At 70.0% G+C, this 15,324-nt stretch carries 12 protein-coding genes and 1 pseudogene; 11 read left to right on the top strand and 2 right to left on the bottom strand.

The window, feature by feature from the left end:
• Positions 1–137 precede the first annotated feature (137 nt).
• The gene (locus ACFVVM_RS19495; RefSeq protein ID WP_387619940.1) at positions 138–1,640 is read left to right on the top strand and encodes an APC family permease; all 1,503 of its coding nucleotides are present in this window, start codon (positions 138–140) and stop codon (positions 1,638–1,640) included.
• A gap of 1 nt (position 1,641) precedes the next feature.
• Positions 1,642–2,325, top strand: a complete 684-nt coding sequence (locus tag ACFVVM_RS19490; protein WP_387619937.1) for an IclR family transcriptional regulator — start codon at positions 1,642–1,644, stop codon at positions 2,323–2,325.
• A gap of 3 nt (positions 2,326–2,328) precedes the next feature.
• Here the strand turns inward: ACFVVM_RS19490 and ACFVVM_RS19485 are convergent, their stop codons facing one another.
• The gene (locus tag ACFVVM_RS19485; protein ID WP_387619934.1) at positions 2,329–2,925 is read right to left on the bottom strand and encodes a DUF1707 domain-containing protein; all 597 of its coding nucleotides are present in this window, start codon (positions 2,923–2,925) and stop codon (positions 2,329–2,331) included.
• 80 nt (positions 2,926–3,005) lie between these two features.
• Positions 3,006–3,647, bottom strand: coding sequence for a MerR family DNA-binding transcriptional regulator (locus ACFVVM_RS19480; protein ID WP_387620888.1), 642 nt, complete (start codon positions 3,645–3,647; stop codon positions 3,006–3,008).
• A gap of 83 nt (positions 3,648–3,730) precedes the next feature.
• On the opposite strand from ACFVVM_RS19480, the gene ACFVVM_RS19475 reads away from it, so the two are divergent.
• The 9 genes and pseudogenes from ACFVVM_RS19475 (at position 3,731) to ACFVVM_RS19435 (ending at position 15,297) form a co-directional block, all read left to right on the top strand.
• Positions 3,731–5,518, top strand: a complete 1,788-nt coding sequence (locus tag ACFVVM_RS19475) for an ABC transporter ATP-binding protein (RefSeq protein ID WP_387619931.1) — start codon at positions 3,731–3,733, stop codon at positions 5,516–5,518.
• Positions 5,515–7,284, top strand: a complete 1,770-nt coding sequence (locus ACFVVM_RS19470; RefSeq protein ID WP_387619929.1) for an ABC transporter ATP-binding protein — start codon at positions 5,515–5,517, stop codon at positions 7,282–7,284. The genes ACFVVM_RS19475 and ACFVVM_RS19470 overlap by 4 nt, the downstream gene beginning before the upstream one ends.
• Positions 7,281–8,285 (top strand): ABC transporter substrate-binding protein, encoded by a 1,005-nt coding sequence (locus tag ACFVVM_RS19465; protein ID WP_387619926.1) that lies wholly within the window; start codon positions 7,281–7,283, stop codon positions 8,283–8,285. Before ACFVVM_RS19470 ends, ACFVVM_RS19465 begins: the two co-directional genes overlap by 4 nt.
• Positions 8,285–9,445, top strand: a complete 1,161-nt coding sequence (locus ACFVVM_RS19460; protein ID WP_387619923.1) for an NtaA/DmoA family FMN-dependent monooxygenase — start codon at positions 8,285–8,287, stop codon at positions 9,443–9,445. The genes ACFVVM_RS19465 and ACFVVM_RS19460 overlap by 1 nt, the downstream gene beginning before the upstream one ends.
• Positions 9,442–10,461, top strand: coding sequence for a FecCD family ABC transporter permease (locus tag ACFVVM_RS19455; protein ID WP_387619920.1), 1,020 nt, complete (start codon positions 9,442–9,444; stop codon positions 10,459–10,461). Before ACFVVM_RS19460 ends, ACFVVM_RS19455 begins: the two co-directional genes overlap by 4 nt.
• Positions 10,458–11,531 (top strand): FecCD family ABC transporter permease, encoded by a 1,074-nt coding sequence (locus ACFVVM_RS19450; protein ID WP_387619917.1) that lies wholly within the window; start codon positions 10,458–10,460, stop codon positions 11,529–11,531. Before ACFVVM_RS19455 ends, ACFVVM_RS19450 begins: the two co-directional genes overlap by 4 nt.
• Positions 11,532–11,708: 177 nt before the next feature.
• Positions 11,709–14,021: pseudogene (locus ACFVVM_RS19445) on the top strand (MMPL family transporter); the annotation flags it as partial.
• 93 nt (positions 14,022–14,114) lie between these two features.
• Positions 14,115–14,948 carry a collagen binding domain-containing protein gene (locus ACFVVM_RS19440; protein WP_387620886.1) on the top strand — a complete coding sequence of 278 codons (834 nt, stop codon included), beginning with the start codon at positions 14,115–14,117 and terminating at the stop codon, positions 14,946–14,948.
• 127 nt (positions 14,949–15,075) lie between these two features.
• On the top strand, positions 15,076–15,297 hold the full coding sequence (locus tag ACFVVM_RS19435; protein WP_387619914.1) for a zinc transporter Slc39a7: 222 nt from the start codon (positions 15,076–15,078) through the stop codon (positions 15,295–15,297).
• The last annotated feature ends 27 nt before the right edge of the window (positions 15,298–15,324 follow it).

Here is a 15,324-nt window from a genome sequence, read left to right as displayed (position 1 = left end):
GCGACGTCACCCAGCGGTAAAGCTCATCGGCGGCCCGAATGAGACCCCGCGCCGCGCGGCGGTCCCGTTTGCCGATCACCGATCGATGACGCGACAGCAACACCGTCGAAACATGCGCTTCCTAGATTTCCGGGCACATGAATCCGCCGCCCAGCGCGCTCGACCGCGCCATCGCCCATCCCGAACCCGTCGCGGGTGTCGGGCCGACCTCCCCCATGTCCGGGCTGGAGCGGCGCAGCCTCGGGTTCGGCGATGTGCTCGCGCAATCGGTGTCGGCCATGGCGCCGTGCGCGGCGGCCGCGACCATTCCGGCGATCCTGGCCGTGCGCAGCGGCGGCGACGGCCTGCTTGCGGCGGTGCTCGGTGTCGTGCTCATCCTGCTCACGGCGGCGACCATCAACCAGTTCACCCAGCGCATGGCGACCGCGGGTTCGCTCTACACCTTCACCGCCAAGGGCCTCGGCGCCACCGCCGGGTTCGTGAGCGGGTCGGCGCTGGTCCTGGGCTACGGGTTCATCGCCATGTACGCCCTGGTCTGCGTGGGTGCGCAGGTGTCGAATCTGCTGTCGTACTTCGGGTTCGCGCCCGACCCGACGGTCGTGTCGCTGGTGTGCGTGCTCGTGTGCGCGGCGGGGTGCGCCGTGGTGATGGTGCGTGGGGTGCGGCTCTCGGCCCGGGTCAGTCTGCTGATCGAGTCGGTGGCGGTGGCGCTGCTCGTGGTGCTGATCGTCGCGCTGTTCCTGCGCCAGGGTGGGGTCTCCGTGGCCGCGCTCGTGCCGCGGCAGGTGAGCGCGGGCCAACTCGTGGCGGGTGTCGTCATCGCCATGACCGCCTTCGTCGGCTTCGAGAGCGCCGCCTCGCTCTCGGTGGAGACCCGCAAGCCCTTCGCCACCGTGCCCCGGGTCCTGACCTGGTCACCGATCGCGGCCGGGGTGCTCGTGGTCGCCGCGACCGCGGTGCAGACCACCGGCTTCGAGGCCGCGAACGTGGCGCTCGACGGTGCGCCCGCGCCGGTCTCGACCCTGGCGAACTTCTACGGCGTCGCCTGGATCACCCCGCTGCTCGACCTCGGCGTCGCGGCCTCGTTCGTCGCCTGCGCCCTGGCCTCCACCACCGCGCTGGTGCGGGTGCTGCTCGCCCTCGGCATCGACGGGGTGCTGCCCGCGGCGGTCGGCCGCACCCACCCGCGGTTCAAGACGCCGCACATCGCCCTCTACGCGACCATGCCGGTGATCACCGCGGTGCCCGTCGTGCTGCTGCTCGCCGGGGTCACCTCCACGCAGACCTTCGGCATCCTGCTCGCGGTGTCGGCGGGCGGGTACGTGCTGGCCTATGCCCTGGTCTGCGTGTCCGCGGTGGCGTTCCTGCGCCGGATCGGCGAGCTGACCCTGCGTCCCGCGCTCACCGCCGTCGGCACCGCGCTGCTGCTGGGCGGCTGCCTGCTCGTCTTCCTGGTCACCGAGGCGCGGAGCCCGCGTGCCTGGGGCGTGTGGCTGCTGCTCGGCTGTCTCGCGCTGAGCCTGGCCTGGTTCGTCCGCGCCCGGCTGCGCATGGACCCGACATCCATCGGCACCCATGACATTCCGATTCACGACGAGGTACTCGGCGGAGTACCGGTCGAGCCCACCCGGCGGCCGTGAGGTGTCCGACCAGTTCGCCGGGCGACAGCCCAAAGCTGTGCTCAGCGCACTCGTGCTGCTCGAGGAGGTGGCCGCGTGCGGGCCCGGCGTCACCGCGCGCGAGATCAGCCGCAACCTCGGCATGCCGAAGGCGACGACCTACCGGCTGCTGAATCTGCTCGTCCAACAGGAGTATCTGGTCCGCACGCCCGATCTGAGCGGATTCGCGCTGGGCAGCAAGGTGACCCGACTGGCCGGGCTGGCCGCGCCGACCACCCTCCCCGACGGCGCGCTGACGATCCTCACCCAGCTGCGCGACCGCACCCGCGGTGGCATCCACCTGACCGGCTATCACCGCACCGACACCGCGCGTCCCCGGGTCCGCATCCTCGACGCCGATCCCGACTATCCGATCGAACACCCGAATCTCGTCGTCACCGATCTCGCCGCCAGCGCCATCGGACGCCTCGCCCTGGCCGAGACCGACCGGAACACCGAGGCCCATCGGCGCGGCTACGCCCTGCAACTCGACGAACTGCGTCCCGGCAACGGCTGCCTGGCCCTGCCCATCCGCGACCGCACCGGCACGCTCATCGCGGGCCTCACCCTCTCGGCCGCCTCGGCGCGCCTGCGCGACCCGCGCGCCGCCGTGGAATCCCTGCGGGCCGGGCGCGATCGTCTCGAACGGGAGTTGGCGCCGCGCTGAGCGTCAACGTCGCCGGATGACGACTCCGCTCATCCCGGAGATCGCACCGGCCAGCCGGATCGACTGCCCACCAGGACGTTTCGGCGGACCCGCCTTGTCCTTCACACTCGACCAGCCCATGGCGTCGACACCGCTGACGTCGATCTCGTGATCGGCGCCGAGCATCAACTTGACCGTCGACACCGACACCTGCAATTCGATATCGACACTCGGGCCGAGGAACTCGGCATTGACGAAGTTCAGATCGATCGTCCCCCACGACCCGGTGACCAGCAGCCGCGCGGGCACCTGCCAGACGCCCTTGCGCCGCACCGTGGTCCAGTCGGCCGCGATCTCGATCGGCTGCGCGCCGTGCGGAACAGGCACCAGCGCGGTCGAGCGCGGCACCGCATCGGGAAACAACTGCCCGGCAACGGGAAGCTGCGCCAGCACGGCGCGCAGCTCACCGCGCGTCCGCGCGCTGTACGCCACCGCCGACCGCTCCTCGAACTCGGCGATTTCCAGATACCCCGCCGCGAACGCGTCATTGAGCAACGCGATGGCGCGTTCACGCTCCGGGTTGCCGACCCGCAGGTCGTCGTCAGGGAGTGATTCGGCCATGGGTTACACCCTAACGAAGACTGTCAGCGCGCCGTGATGGTCCAGCTGCCAACAGGTTCGGCCGGATGAACAGCGATCGGCTATCCCCGGTTCGCGTTCTGTCGGTAGTGCCGTTGCTGGCATGCGCGCGAACAGTAGGTGCGGCGGCGGCCGCGCGGTGACCGGGTGAAGGGCGATGCACAGACGGCGCAGCGAGGTTGCGGAGCGGCATTTTCGTCACGCGGGGTGATTGTTTCATCACGTCGACCGCGGGTCGGTGTGCGCTGGGCGGCGGCGACGAGGCTCTCGGTGGCGGCGGGTCCGAGGGGTGTGTGGTTCCTCAACTCGTCGTCGAGGTCAGGGCATTCGTTGACGATGTCGTCGTCGGGGCACAGGAGCAGGTGCCGCAGGTAGGCCTGGGCGCTCCGCAGTTCCGCGATGCGCTTCTCGATCAGCTCGGCGTGGTCCTGCACGGTGGCCCGCCAGTGCTGATTGCGGCTGGTACCGGCGGTGACGACGGAGGCCTGGTCGAGGGGCATCGCTCCGGTGACGCAGCAGAGATAGGCCAGCCCGATCCGGCGGAGTTCGGGTTCGGTGTAGACGCGGCGGCCGTTGACGCGCGGCGGCTCGGGGAGCACCCGTTGGGATTCCCACCATCGCAGTGTCGACGGGGCCAGGCCGAAGAGGGCCGCCGCCTGGCCGATCAGGACACCGTCCGGCTCGTTCATGCCTCCATTTGACATCAAGTTGCCTTGAAGACTCAAGATGAGATCGAGGTTAGGCATGCCTTAGTTTGCCGACGAGCAACTCCCAGGAGGTCCCGAACTTGAGCACGACAGACAGACACGCGGTCGCCGCGCCGGCGGCCGAACCGTCGGCCGGACTCGCCGACCCCGGGGCGCTGGCGCGGCTGTTCGCCCCGATCAGGCCGTATCTGATCGTCTGCGGGATCCTGTCGGCGCTCTCGGCCGCGGCGGGGATCGTGCCCTACATCGCCGCGGCCGAGATAGCGCGGATCATGCTCGAGCGGTCCGGCGCGGCGGCCACCGCGGTGTGGACGTGGGTCGGGATCGGTGCCGCGGGAGCCGCTGTCTGGCTGTTCCTGCTCGTGCAGTCCTCGCGGCTGGGGCACTACGCGGACGCGAAGATCCTGCACGATCTGCGCGTGCGGATCGTGCGCCACCTCGGTGCGCTGCCGCTGGGGTGGTTCCGGGCCTCGGGATCGGGGCGGGTGAAGCGGTCCATGACCGGGGACCTGGAGGAGATGCACGAGGTCATCGCGCATGCCCTCGGTCAGCTGGTGGGCGCGGTCACGGTGATCGTCGTCGGGGCGGGCTATCTGTTCTTCATCGATGTTCCCATGGCGTTGGTCGCGCTGGGTGTCGTCGGTCTGATGGGGCTGTCCTACCGCGTCTCGATGCGGTCCATGACCGCGCACATGAACCGGCTGATCGCCGCCGAAGGGCGGATCAGCGCCGCCAGTGTCGAATACGCCGACGGCATCCAGGTGGTCAAGGCGTTCGGCACCGGCGGTCGCGTCCTGAACCGCTTCGACGAGGCCGTCGACGAGTACGCCGACGCGTTCGCCGCCTGGGTCGCCGAGGTGCGCTACAGCTCCGCGGCGACCCGGCTGCTCGGCTCGGAGATGGCCGTCCTCACCGCTGTGACCGCCGCCGGTCTGGCCTTCATCGCCCACGGCTCGCTCACCGTGGCCGATCTGGTGGCCTTCCTCGTCGTCTCGGTCGGCCTGCCCGCCTCGATCATCCCGGCCGTCACCGCCGCGCAGGGGGTGCGCAAGGGGCGGATGGGCGCGGCGCACATCGAACAGCTGCTGGCCCGCGCGCCGCTGCCCGAGCCGACGCGTCCGCTGACACCGGTCGGCCACGGGGTGGAGTTCGACCACGTCTCGTTCTCCTACGACGGTGTCGCGAACGCCGTCGAGGACATCAGCGCGGTCTGCCCGCCCGGCCAGGTGACCGCGATCGTCGGGCCATCGGGTGCCGGGAAGACGACGCTCACCAGCCTGCTGCCCCGCTTCTACGACGTCACCGGCGGCACGATCAGGATCGGCGGCGTCGACATCCGCGCCATCCGGTCGGCCGATCTGCTGGCGTCGATGTCGCTGGTGTTCCAGGATGTCGCCCTGCTCCGCGACAGCGTGGCGGAGAACATCCGCATCGGCAGGCCGAGCGCCACCGACGAGGAGGTCCGCCGGGCGGCGGTCGCGGCGCACATCCACGACGTGATCGAGCGGCTGCCCGGCGGATACGACGCTGCCCTCGATGCGGGCGGCGGCGGACTGTCCGGCGGTGAGCGGCAACGGTTGACGATCGCCAGGGCGATCCTGTCCGGCGCGCCGATCGTCGTCCTGGACGAGGCGACCGCCGCGCTGGATCCCGACAGCGAAGCCGCGGTTCAGGACGCGCTGGCGACGCTGGCCGTCGGCAAGACGGTGATCGTGATCGCCCACCGCCTGCACACGATCGCCGATGCCGACCAGATCCTCGTCCTCGACCGCGGCAGGCTGGTCGAGCGGGGGCGCCACGAGGAACTGCTCGGCCGCGACGGGCTCTATGCCCGCATGTGGGCCGCTCAGGAAGGGGTGCTCGCATGATCCGCCGTCTCTACCGGCTGTGGCCCGACCCGCGACTGCTGTCCCGGCTGTGGCTGCTCACCGCGGCGCAGGCCGTCCTGCAGGGACTGCTCCTGGCGCTGCTCGTCCCGATCCTGGACGCGGTCGTCCGGCCCGAGCCCGATGTCGCCGCCGCGACCCCGTGGCTCGTGCTCGGCGGAATCGGTGCGCTCATCTACGGAGTGCTGAGCATCATCGCCGACCCGGTGGGGTACGCGGCGGCCGGTTCGCTCGCGGCGCAGCTGCGGAAGCGGTTGATGCGCCATGTGAGCACGCTGCCGCTGGGCTGGTTCACCGCCGAGCACAAGGCACGGCTGGCCCGCGGCGTGACCGCCGATGTGGGCGATGCCGCGCAGCTGGCCGTGACGATCGGCGGGCCGATGATCACCTCGACGCTGCTGCCCACGACGGTCGTCGTCGTGACGTTCCTCGTCGACTGGCGGGTCGCGCTGCTGCTGTGCCTGATCGCGCTGCTCGCCTCCTTGGCCTTGCGGCGCGCCGCACGGGTCTCGGGCGAAGCGGAGATCGAGCTGGAACGGGCGGCGGCCGAGGTCGCGGGCCGGGCGATCGAGCTCGGGCAAGCCCAGCCGGTCCTGCGTGCGGCGGGACATGCCGACGGCACGCCCCGGATGCGCGCCGCGCTGGCGGATCATCGCGAGACCTATCGGGAGGGCATGCGCCGCGCCCGCAGCCCGTTCTTCGTCTACACCGGTGTGGTCGCGGGCGGGTTCGTCGCGGCGCTCGCGCTGATCGCCTGGTTGATGCTCAGCGCGCGGATCGAGGTCGCCGCGACGATCGCGTTGCTCGTGCTGGCCGCCCGGTTCCTGCAGCCGCTGGGCAATCTCATCGACCTCATCGGTGCCCTGCGCGCGATGACGAACAAGATCGGGCGCATCGAAGGGCTGCTCGCCGCTGCCGCGCTCCCCGTTCCGGCCGAACCGGCACGCGGGATCGAGAACGCCCACGTCGAGCTGTCCCACGTCACCTTCACCTATCCGGGCGGCGACACTCCCGCGCTCCGGGACGTCTCGCTGCACTGCCGACCCGGCACCACGACCGCGCTGGTCGGCCCGTCGGGCTCCGGGAAGACGACCGTGACCCGGCTCATCGCCCGGTTCTTCGACGTGGACTCGGGACACGTGCGCGTGGGCGGCGTCGACGTTCGCGAGCTGGACCCGAACACCCTGCTCGACGAGATCGCCATCGTCTTCCAGGACGTCTACCTGTTCGACGACACCATCGAGGCGAACCTGCGCCTCGCCCGGCCGGACGCGACCTGGGCCGAGCTCGAGGAAGCGGCGGGCGCGGCACGGCTCGACGAGGTGATCGAGCGGCTGCCCGCGGGCTGGCACACCCGCGTCGGCGAGGCGGGCGCTCAGCTCTCGGGCGGCGAACGGCAGCGGGTCGCGATCGCCAGGGCGATCCTCAAGCGCGCGGGCATCGTGCTGGTCGACGAGGCCAGCTCCGCACTCGATCCCGAGAACGAGGCCGCGATCACGCAGGCCATCGCCAATCTCGGCGACGACCCCGATCGCACCGTCATCGTCATCGCCCACCGTCCGGCCACCTTGGCCACGGCGGATCAGGTGGTCGCGCTGGACGACGGGCAGGTGGTCGAGGCCGGGACACCCGAGCAGCTGCTGCGCACCGGCGGTTCGTTCGCGCGCATCAGCGAGCAGTACGAGCGGGCACGGCACTGGCGCATCGGCCACGTCCCCGATACCGATCCACAGGAGAACACCCGATGAGCACCATTCCCCGTCGCACCCCGCTGCTGATCGTCCTCGCCGCGGTCGCGCTCCTGCTCAGCTCGTGTGGCTCCGGCGGCACGGGTGCCTCGGGCGACAGTCCGAGCGTCACCCTCGCCGGTGCCTATGGCGAGGTCGACATCGCCGTCACCGACGAGAAGGTCTGGGCTCTCGATCCGCGGACCGCGACCGAACTGCTCGCGCTCGGCGTCACCCCGACCCACTCGGGCAACTCCGCGCACAAGGGTGACGCCGCGTTCGTCGCCCGTGAGCAATTGCTGGCCGAGGCGGGCGTCGAACTCGTCGATCCAGGCCGGATCGAGCTGATCCTCCAGGCTCGGCCGTCACTCGTCGTCGGCGAGCAGACCCCCAGCAGTGACGAGCTGATCGACGAACTGTCGAAGATCGCGCCGGTGCTGATCATCGACGCCGCCACACCCTGGGACCAGGGCCTCGGGCTGCTCGGTCAGGCGACCGGACACCGGGACCGGGCCGAGGCGATCATCGAGCATCTCGACCAGGCGATCGCCACCACCGGAGCCGACATCGAGCAGGCGGGATCGGCCGGCGAGATCGTGTCGCTGATCTCCGCGTGTGGGGCGGGCACGTTCTGCGCCTACGGCAGTGGCCGGACCGCCGGGTCGATCCTGACCGACGTGGGCCTGCGTCGCCCCGCCGCGCACGGGCAGGACCGGGGCGACGCCAGTTACGGCTACACCACCGTGAGCGAGGAGAAGCTGAGCGAACTGACCGCGCCCGTCATCTTCGTCTTCACCGGGTCGGTCCAATACGGTGCGCCGAACCCACTCGACAACCCGCTGTTCGAGGTCGGCGATGCCCGCGTGGGCGAGGTCGACTTCGCGGCCTGGTACGGCTCCGGATCCTTCGATGTCCCTTGGATTCTCAACGACATCCGGGCCGTCCTCCTCGGCGAGGGCACGATCGCGGACCGGCAGCGCGGCACCGAACTCTTCCAGGAACTCCGGAAGGTCACCGCCTGATGCCACGTCGGATGGTGGTGAACTGCGTGCTCGCCTCCCAGGGATTTCCCTGGGAGGCGTGGCGCCACCACAGCATGGATGTCACCCGCGTCAACGATCTCGACTTCTACCTGGAGCAGGCCCGCCTCGCCGAGAACGGCCGTTTCGACGCCTTGTTCATCGTCGATCATCGCGCGCAGTTCCCCACCCCCGATGCCGCGCTGTTCTTCAACCTCGACCCGGTGCAGCTGCTCACGGCCATCGCCGCCCACACCACGCACATCGGCCTGATCGCCACGCTCGGCACCAGCTACTGGACGCCCTACGCCGCGGCGCGGCAACTCGCCACGCTCGACCATCTCTCCCGCGGCCGGGCCGGCTGGAATGTGGTCACCTCGGCATCCGAGCAGGAAGCCCGCAACCACGGCTTGACCGAGGTCGAGGACCGCGAGATCCGGTATGGACGGGCTCGGGAGTTCATCGATGCCTGTCTGCAACTGTGGCATTCGTGGGAGCCGGACGCGATCACGGCCGACCGGTCGCGATACACGCCGGTGGACACCGCGAAGATCCATGCCGTCAACTTCGCCGGTGAGCACGTCCAGGTCGCCGGACCGCTCGGCGTGCCGCGATCACCGCAAACGGTTCCGGTGATCTGCCAGGCCGGTCCCTCCCCCGCCGGACGCGAGATCGCCGGCGCCTACGCCGATCTCGTGTACGCCGCCTACACCGATCCCGAGGAAGGGCGCGCGTACCGCAGGGATCTCTCGGATCGAGCGGTGGCCTCGGGGCGCCCGGCCGACTCGATCAGGATCGTCCCGAGCCTGGTGCCCTTCGTGAAGAGCACCGAAGCCGAGGCCCTGGCCTTCCAGCGCGAACTCCTCGACCTCGCGCCCGCCGACTCGCCCGCGCTGCGGTCGCCGAACATGGTGGTCGGCACTCCCGAGCAGGTCGCCGACCGGATCGCGACGGGCTTCGAGAACGGTGCCTACGACGGGGTTTGTCTCGATGTCCCCACCCTGTCGAGTCTGGCCGAATTCGTGGAGACGGTGGTTCCGCTCCTGCAGGCACGCGGCGTCCACCAGCGCGAGTACGCGCCCGGAACGCTGAGAGACAAGCTCGGTCTGCCGTTCAGCCTGCCGGTCCCGCGCGAGCGCTGGACCCGGTTCTACGCCTCATGACCTCGGTGGTCGCCAGGATTCCACACGGAACACGCCGTTGGATCGGGCTGACGATCCTGGTCGCGGCGGTGCCCGCCGTCGCCGCACTCAGCGTGACGGTGGGAGCGGGCGGAATCCCGCCGGGGACGGTGTTCGACGTGCTGGTCCATCCCGACGGCAGCGAGGCGGCGATCATCGTCCACAACCTGCGCATCCCGCGGACGGTGCTGGCGCTCGCCGTCGGGGCGGCGCTCGGCATCGCGGGGGCACTGATGCAAGGTCAGACCCGCAATCCGCTGGCCGATCCCGGCCTGCTCGGCATCGAGGCGGGCGCCGCGCTGGCAGTGGTGCTCAGCATCGCGCTGCTCGGCATCGACACCATCGGCGGCTACCTGTGGTTCGGGCTCGCCGGGGCGGGTGCGGCGGCGGCCGCGGTCCTGGCCATCGGCTCGCGCCGCGGCGGACCGGACCCGCTGTCCCTCGTCCTGGCCGGTGCCGCGACCTCCGCCCTGCTGATGGCGATCACCCAGGCCATCGCGATGCGCGACGCCGACTCGATCCACGCCTACCGGGTCTGGGGTACCGGCACCGTGCTGGGGCGGGGGCTCGACATCTTCTACCAGTCCCTGCCCCTGCTCCTGCTCGGGGTGATTCTGGCCGCCGCAGGCGCGCCCGGGCTCAACCTGCTCCAGCTCGGCGACGACGTCGCCCGGTCGCTGGGGCAGCACCCGCTGCGCCAGAAGATCCTCGGTGTCAGCGCGATCATGGTTCTCACCGGGACCGCCACCGCGGCCTGCGGGCCGATCGGGTTCGTCGGGCTCACCGTTCCGCACGTCGCCAGGTACCTGTGCGGGGTCGATTACCGCTGGGTGACCGCGTACTCGGCCGTCCTCGGTGGACTGCTCCTGGCTTTGGCCGACACGATCGGCCGGGTCATCGCGCTGCCGTCCGAGGTCCACGTCAGCATCGTGATGGCGCTGCTCGGCGGTCCGATCTTCGTGCTGATCGTCCGTCGCCCCCGGCTGGTGCGGATATGAGCACCGGACACCTGGCGACGGTGCGGGTCGGCGGCGCGTCCTGGTTGCTCCCGCTGCGCGCGCTCGCCGTCACCCTCGCCGGTGTCGCGCTGCTCGTCCTGCTCGTCACCGTCGACCTCGCCTCCGGCGACTACAGCATCGGCCTCGGTGCGGCGCTGCGCGCTCTCGTCCTCGGCGACGATCCTGCCCATGCCCTCCTGATCAGGGAATTCCGGCTGCCCCAGACCACGGTGGCCGTCCTGGTCGGCGCCGCCCTCGGACTCTCCGGTGCGCTGACCCAGACCTTCGCGCGCAACCCACTGGCCAGCCCCGACATCCTCGGCGTCACCCGGGGCGCCGCGCTGGCCGCCGTTCTGGTGATCGCCGGGACCACGAGCGGCGGCTACGGTGCCGGACTGATCGGCGGCGGACTCCAGCGCCTCGGGCTCGCTCCCGCGGCGTTCGCCGGCGGCCTCGCCGCTGCCGCCCTGCTCTGGATACTCGCGTGGCGGCGGGGCCTCGACCCGCAACGGCTCGTGCTGATCGGCATCGCCGTCGGCGCGACCTGCACCGCCCTCACCCACTGGATCCTGGTCCGGGCCAGCATCGACGATGTCGCCAGCGCCCAGGTGTGGCTGCTCGGCAATCTCAACGGACGCGGCTGGGATCACGCTGTCCCCGTCGCGGTCGTCCTCGCGGCGGCATTCCCGTTCTCACTACTGCTCATCCGCCACCTCAACGCCATCCAACTCGGTGACGACACCGCCCGCGGCCTCGGCGTCGCGCTCCAGCGGACCCAGGCCCTCACCCTCCTGACCGCGGTGCTCCTCGCGGCCGCGGCCGTCGCGGCGGTCGGTCCCCTCGACTTCGTCGCCTTCGTCGTCCCCCAGATCGCCCTCCGCCTGACCGGCACCTCCCGCCCTCCGCTGGCCGCCTCCATGGTCTTCGGCGCCTGCCTCGTCGTCATCGCAGATCTGCTGTGCCGCACCGTACTTCCCACCGGCGTTCCCGCCGGGGTCGTCACCGCCTGCATCGGAGCGCCGTATCTGATCTGGCTCCTCCTCCGCACCAACCGGCGCCACTCGGCGTGACAGGAACCAGCTCGGTTCCACACTCGCGAAGGTCGAGGTGGCTCCTCCGTTTACGGCTCGGTAGTCTGTCGGCCAGACGGTAGGTAGAGGGCGCCGGGTGGTGGCGGTTCGACTGCGGAGCGGGCCTTCTACGAGTTCTTGGCTCGGCACAATTCGGTGACCTCTAGGAGAACCCGCGTGTCCGTATACCTGTATCGGTGGGGAAGATTCGCATTCCGCCGGAAGTGGATCGTGCTACCGGTCTGGCTCGTGCTCTTCGGAGTTCTCGGTACGGCCGGCGCCCTGTTGAGCACCTCGATGAGCGACGAGTTCAGCATGCCGTCGCTGCCGTCCGAACGTGCCACCGAGATCCTGGACAAACAGTTTCCCGGCATGTCCGCCCAGTTCGGCATCGACGCTGTCAGTGGTGATTACGTCTTCGCGGCACCCGCGGGAACCAAGCTGACCGACAAGGCCAATCGCGCGGCCATCGACGCGGTGATCGCCGATCTGCGGACGCTCACGGTCGACGGCAGGCCACTGGTCACCGGCGAAGACGGTGCGACACTGCGGAATCCGGTCGATACGGCCGAAGCGATGCGATGCCTGACCACGCCCGACCCGGCACAATGCTCCAGCGCCCCGCTCAACGTACTGAATGCGCACGCCCCGGCCACCGTCGCCGTGCTCACCGTGCCGTTCGACATCGCCTCGGCCATCGACGTCACCGCTGCGGAACGGGACGCCGCCTACCGGGTGGCCGACCCCGCCCGAGCGAGCGGGCTGACCGTCGAACTCGGCGGCGCGATCGCGCAGGAGCAGCAGCAGCCCGGCGGGCAGGCCGAGATGATCGGCATGGGCGTGGCACTGGTCGTGATGGTGATCGCCTTCGGCGCGATCGTGGCCGCCGTCGTCCCGATCATCACCGCCATCGTCGGCCTCGGCGCCGCGCTGTCGGTGATCATGCTCGGCACCGCGATCATCGAAGTGCCCAGCTTCACCACATTTCTGGCGTCCATGATCGGCATCGCGTTGTCGATCGACTACGCGCTGTTCATCGTCTCCCGGTACAAGCACGAACTGCGGGTGGCCGCGAGTCCCGAAGAGGCCACGGGGATCTCGGTCGGCACTGCCGGTTCCGCCGTGGTGTTCGCCGGTCTCACCGTGATCATCGCGTTGGGCGCGCTGAGCATCGTCGGCGTCAATTTCCTGACCTTCATGGGGCTCGGTGGCGCGATCGCCGCGTTCTTCGCCGTGCTCACCGCCATCACCCTGATGCCCGCCCTGCTCGGCGCGTTCGGCCGGATCCTGTTCAAGCCGAAGATTCCGCTGGTGGCTCGGCACGATCCGGAAGACGACACCTCCGTCACCTTCGGCATGCGGGTGGCTCGGCTGATCGGCAGGGCGCCCTGGGCCGCGCTGGTCCTTTCGGTGGCCGCATTGGCCGCGCTGGCATTGCCCGCGCTCGACCTGCAACTCGGTCTGCCGGGCGAGGACAGCTTCCCGACCGAATCCACGGTCCGGCAGGCCTACGACATTCGCACCGAGGGCTTCGGCGAAGGCAGCAACGGCATCCTGACCGTGGTCGCCGACCTCGAGAACGTGCCGCAAGGCGAACGGGTGAGCGCGGTCGACGCGCTGCGCGAGCGACTCGCCGCGTTCCCGCAGATGGACTACCTCAGCACACCGAAGTTCAGCGAGAACGGGCTCGGTGCGATGCTCAACGGCGTGCCGCGATCCGGGCCGAACGACCAGGGCACCAAGGATCTGGTGCGCGAGGCCCGGGCCGCCGAAGACGAGCTGACCCAGCGCTTCGGCATCGAGTACGGCATCACCGGCACCACCGCCATCTACGCCGACATGGACCACGTCCTGCTCGGCAAGATCGTCCCCTACCTGGCGATCGTGGCCGCCGCGGCCTTCGTTCTGCTGATCCTGGTGTTCCGGTCCATCCTGGTCCCGTTCACCGCGGCGCTCGGTTTCCTGCTGTCCATGGCGGCGACCTTCGGCGCCACCGTGCTGGTCTTCCAGGAGGGCGCCTTCGACCTGATCGCCGATCCGCAGCCGATCGTCAGTTTCCTGCCGATCATGTTGATCGGGTTGGTGTTCGGCCTCGCCATGGACTACCAGGTGTTCCTGGTGACCCGCATCCGCGAAGAATACGTGGGCGGCAAGTCGCCGAAGGACGCCATGATCTCCGGTTACCACCACGGCGCCCGGGTGGTCACCTCTGCGGCGATCATCATGATCTCGGTGTTCGGTTCCTTCCTGCTCGAGTCCGATGTCACCGCCAAATCCATGGGGTTCGCGCTGGCTGCCGGTGTCGCCATCGACGCTCTGCTGGTGCGCATGGTGCTGGTCCCGGCACTGCTGGTGATCATGGGCAAGTGGTCGTGGTGGATGCCGAAGTGGCTCGATCGGCTCCTGCCCGACATCGACGTGGAAGGCACGAAGCTGCGGCCCGATCACGCGCTGCCCGCGGACTCAACGGCATCGCACGCCGAGCCCGTACCAGCGATCGCCGACCGGTGGACCACGGTCGAGAACGGCCACGACGGGCACCGGGTGCACGGGCAGCAGATCCTCGGCGCGGCGACCGAACGGATGGTCACCACCGCGGACCGAAGCCGGATTCTCAGCGGCCGCGTCATCCGCGACAACGGGTATCCGGTGCCGGACGCGGCGCTGACCCTGATCGACGCACGCGGACATCAGGTTTCCCGGGCGACCGGCGACAGCGACGGCGCCTTTCTCATCGACCCGCCCACCTCGGGACGCTACGTCCTGATCGTCGCGGCGAACGGGCTGCAGCCGGAGGCGGTGCATGTCACGGTCACCGACGGTGGCGACCAGCACCTCGACCTGGCACTGCGAGCATCCGGCGAGCTGTCGGGAGTGGTCCGCACCGCCGTCGGGGAACCGGTGCCCGAGGCCACGATCACGGTGACCGACCCGCACGGCGAGGTCGTCGGTGCCGCGGTGACAGCGACCGACGGCACCTATGCCTGCCACGGGCTGGTCGCCGGGACCTACACCCTCGTGGTGGTCGCCGCCCAGATGCGGCCCACCGCGGCGACGCTGACCGTACCCGACAGTGGCCGACTGCGTTTCGATGTCGAACTGGCGCCGATGGCGATCCTGTCGGGCACGGTACGTGCCGACGGCCGCACGGTCTACGGCGTCCAGGTGACGGTGCTCGACAGTTCCGGCGCGGCGATGAAGACCGCCCGAACCGACGAGGACGGCCGCTACTCCGTCACCAACCTGCCCGACGGCGAGTACACCCTGATCGCCCGCAGCTATCCGCCGGCGACCAGCCGGGTGACCGTCTCCGGCCGCGAGATCGGCCACGACATGCAGTTGAGCTTCGACGCCGACGAAGGGTCCGAGCAGTACGCCCGGGAATCTCGCGACACCGCGGGTCGACGCGGTTTGTGATAGCACAAGCACATCGCGGGAAGTAGGCTGTGGCGCGATCGTCGCCACCGGGAGCCTGCGCCGTTCGACGGCGGTGGATTCGGGCGGCCGCCATGGCGACCCCGCAGTGTCGACCGAGGAGATGACGTTGGCAGATCAGCATGTGCACGACGACCCGCACGAACACGACCACAGTCACGGTGCGGCGACGCATTCGCATTCGCACACCACCCATGACCACGAGCATGTCAGTCACGAGCACACCCACACCCATGCCGACGGGACCGTGCATTCCCACTCGCACACGCACCAGTCGGATCTGCTCGACGAGCACACCCACACCCATCCGGGTGAACAGTCGCTCGACTGAAGTGACAGGCACGACCACTACGCGGAG

Source organism: Nocardia sp. NPDC058176, from assembly GCF_042883805.1.
Lineage (GTDB): Bacteria > Actinomycetota > Actinomycetes > Mycobacteriales > Mycobacteriaceae > Nocardia.
This window is presented reverse-complemented; position numbering and strand designations above follow the sequence as displayed.

Coding starts and splice junctions, on each gene's coding strand:
- ACFVVM_RS19485 (WP_387619934.1), bottom strand. CDS start 2,925: ATGGCCGAATCACTCCCTGACGACGACCTGCGGGTCGGCAACCCGGAG.
- ACFVVM_RS19465 (WP_387619926.1), top strand. CDS start 7,281: ATGAGCACCATTCCCCGTCGCACCCCGCTGCTGATCGTCCTCGCCGCG.
- ACFVVM_RS19450 (WP_387619917.1), top strand. CDS start 10,458: ATGAGCACCGGACACCTGGCGACGGTGCGGGTCGGCGGCGCGTCCTGG.
- ACFVVM_RS19480 (WP_387620888.1), bottom strand. CDS start 3,647: ATGTCAAATGGAGGCATGAACGAGCCGGACGGTGTCCTGATCGGCCAG.
- ACFVVM_RS19495 (WP_387619940.1), top strand. CDS start 138: ATGAATCCGCCGCCCAGCGCGCTCGACCGCGCCATCGCCCATCCCGAA.
- ACFVVM_RS19470 (WP_387619929.1), top strand. CDS start 5,515: ATGATCCGCCGTCTCTACCGGCTGTGGCCCGACCCGCGACTGCTGTCC.
- ACFVVM_RS19455 (WP_387619920.1), top strand. CDS start 9,442: ATGACCTCGGTGGTCGCCAGGATTCCACACGGAACACGCCGTTGGATC.
- ACFVVM_RS19460 (WP_387619923.1), top strand. CDS start 8,285: ATGCCACGTCGGATGGTGGTGAACTGCGTGCTCGCCTCCCAGGGATTT.
- ACFVVM_RS19440 (WP_387620886.1), top strand. CDS start 14,115: ATGGTCACCACCGCGGACCGAAGCCGGATTCTCAGCGGCCGCGTCATC.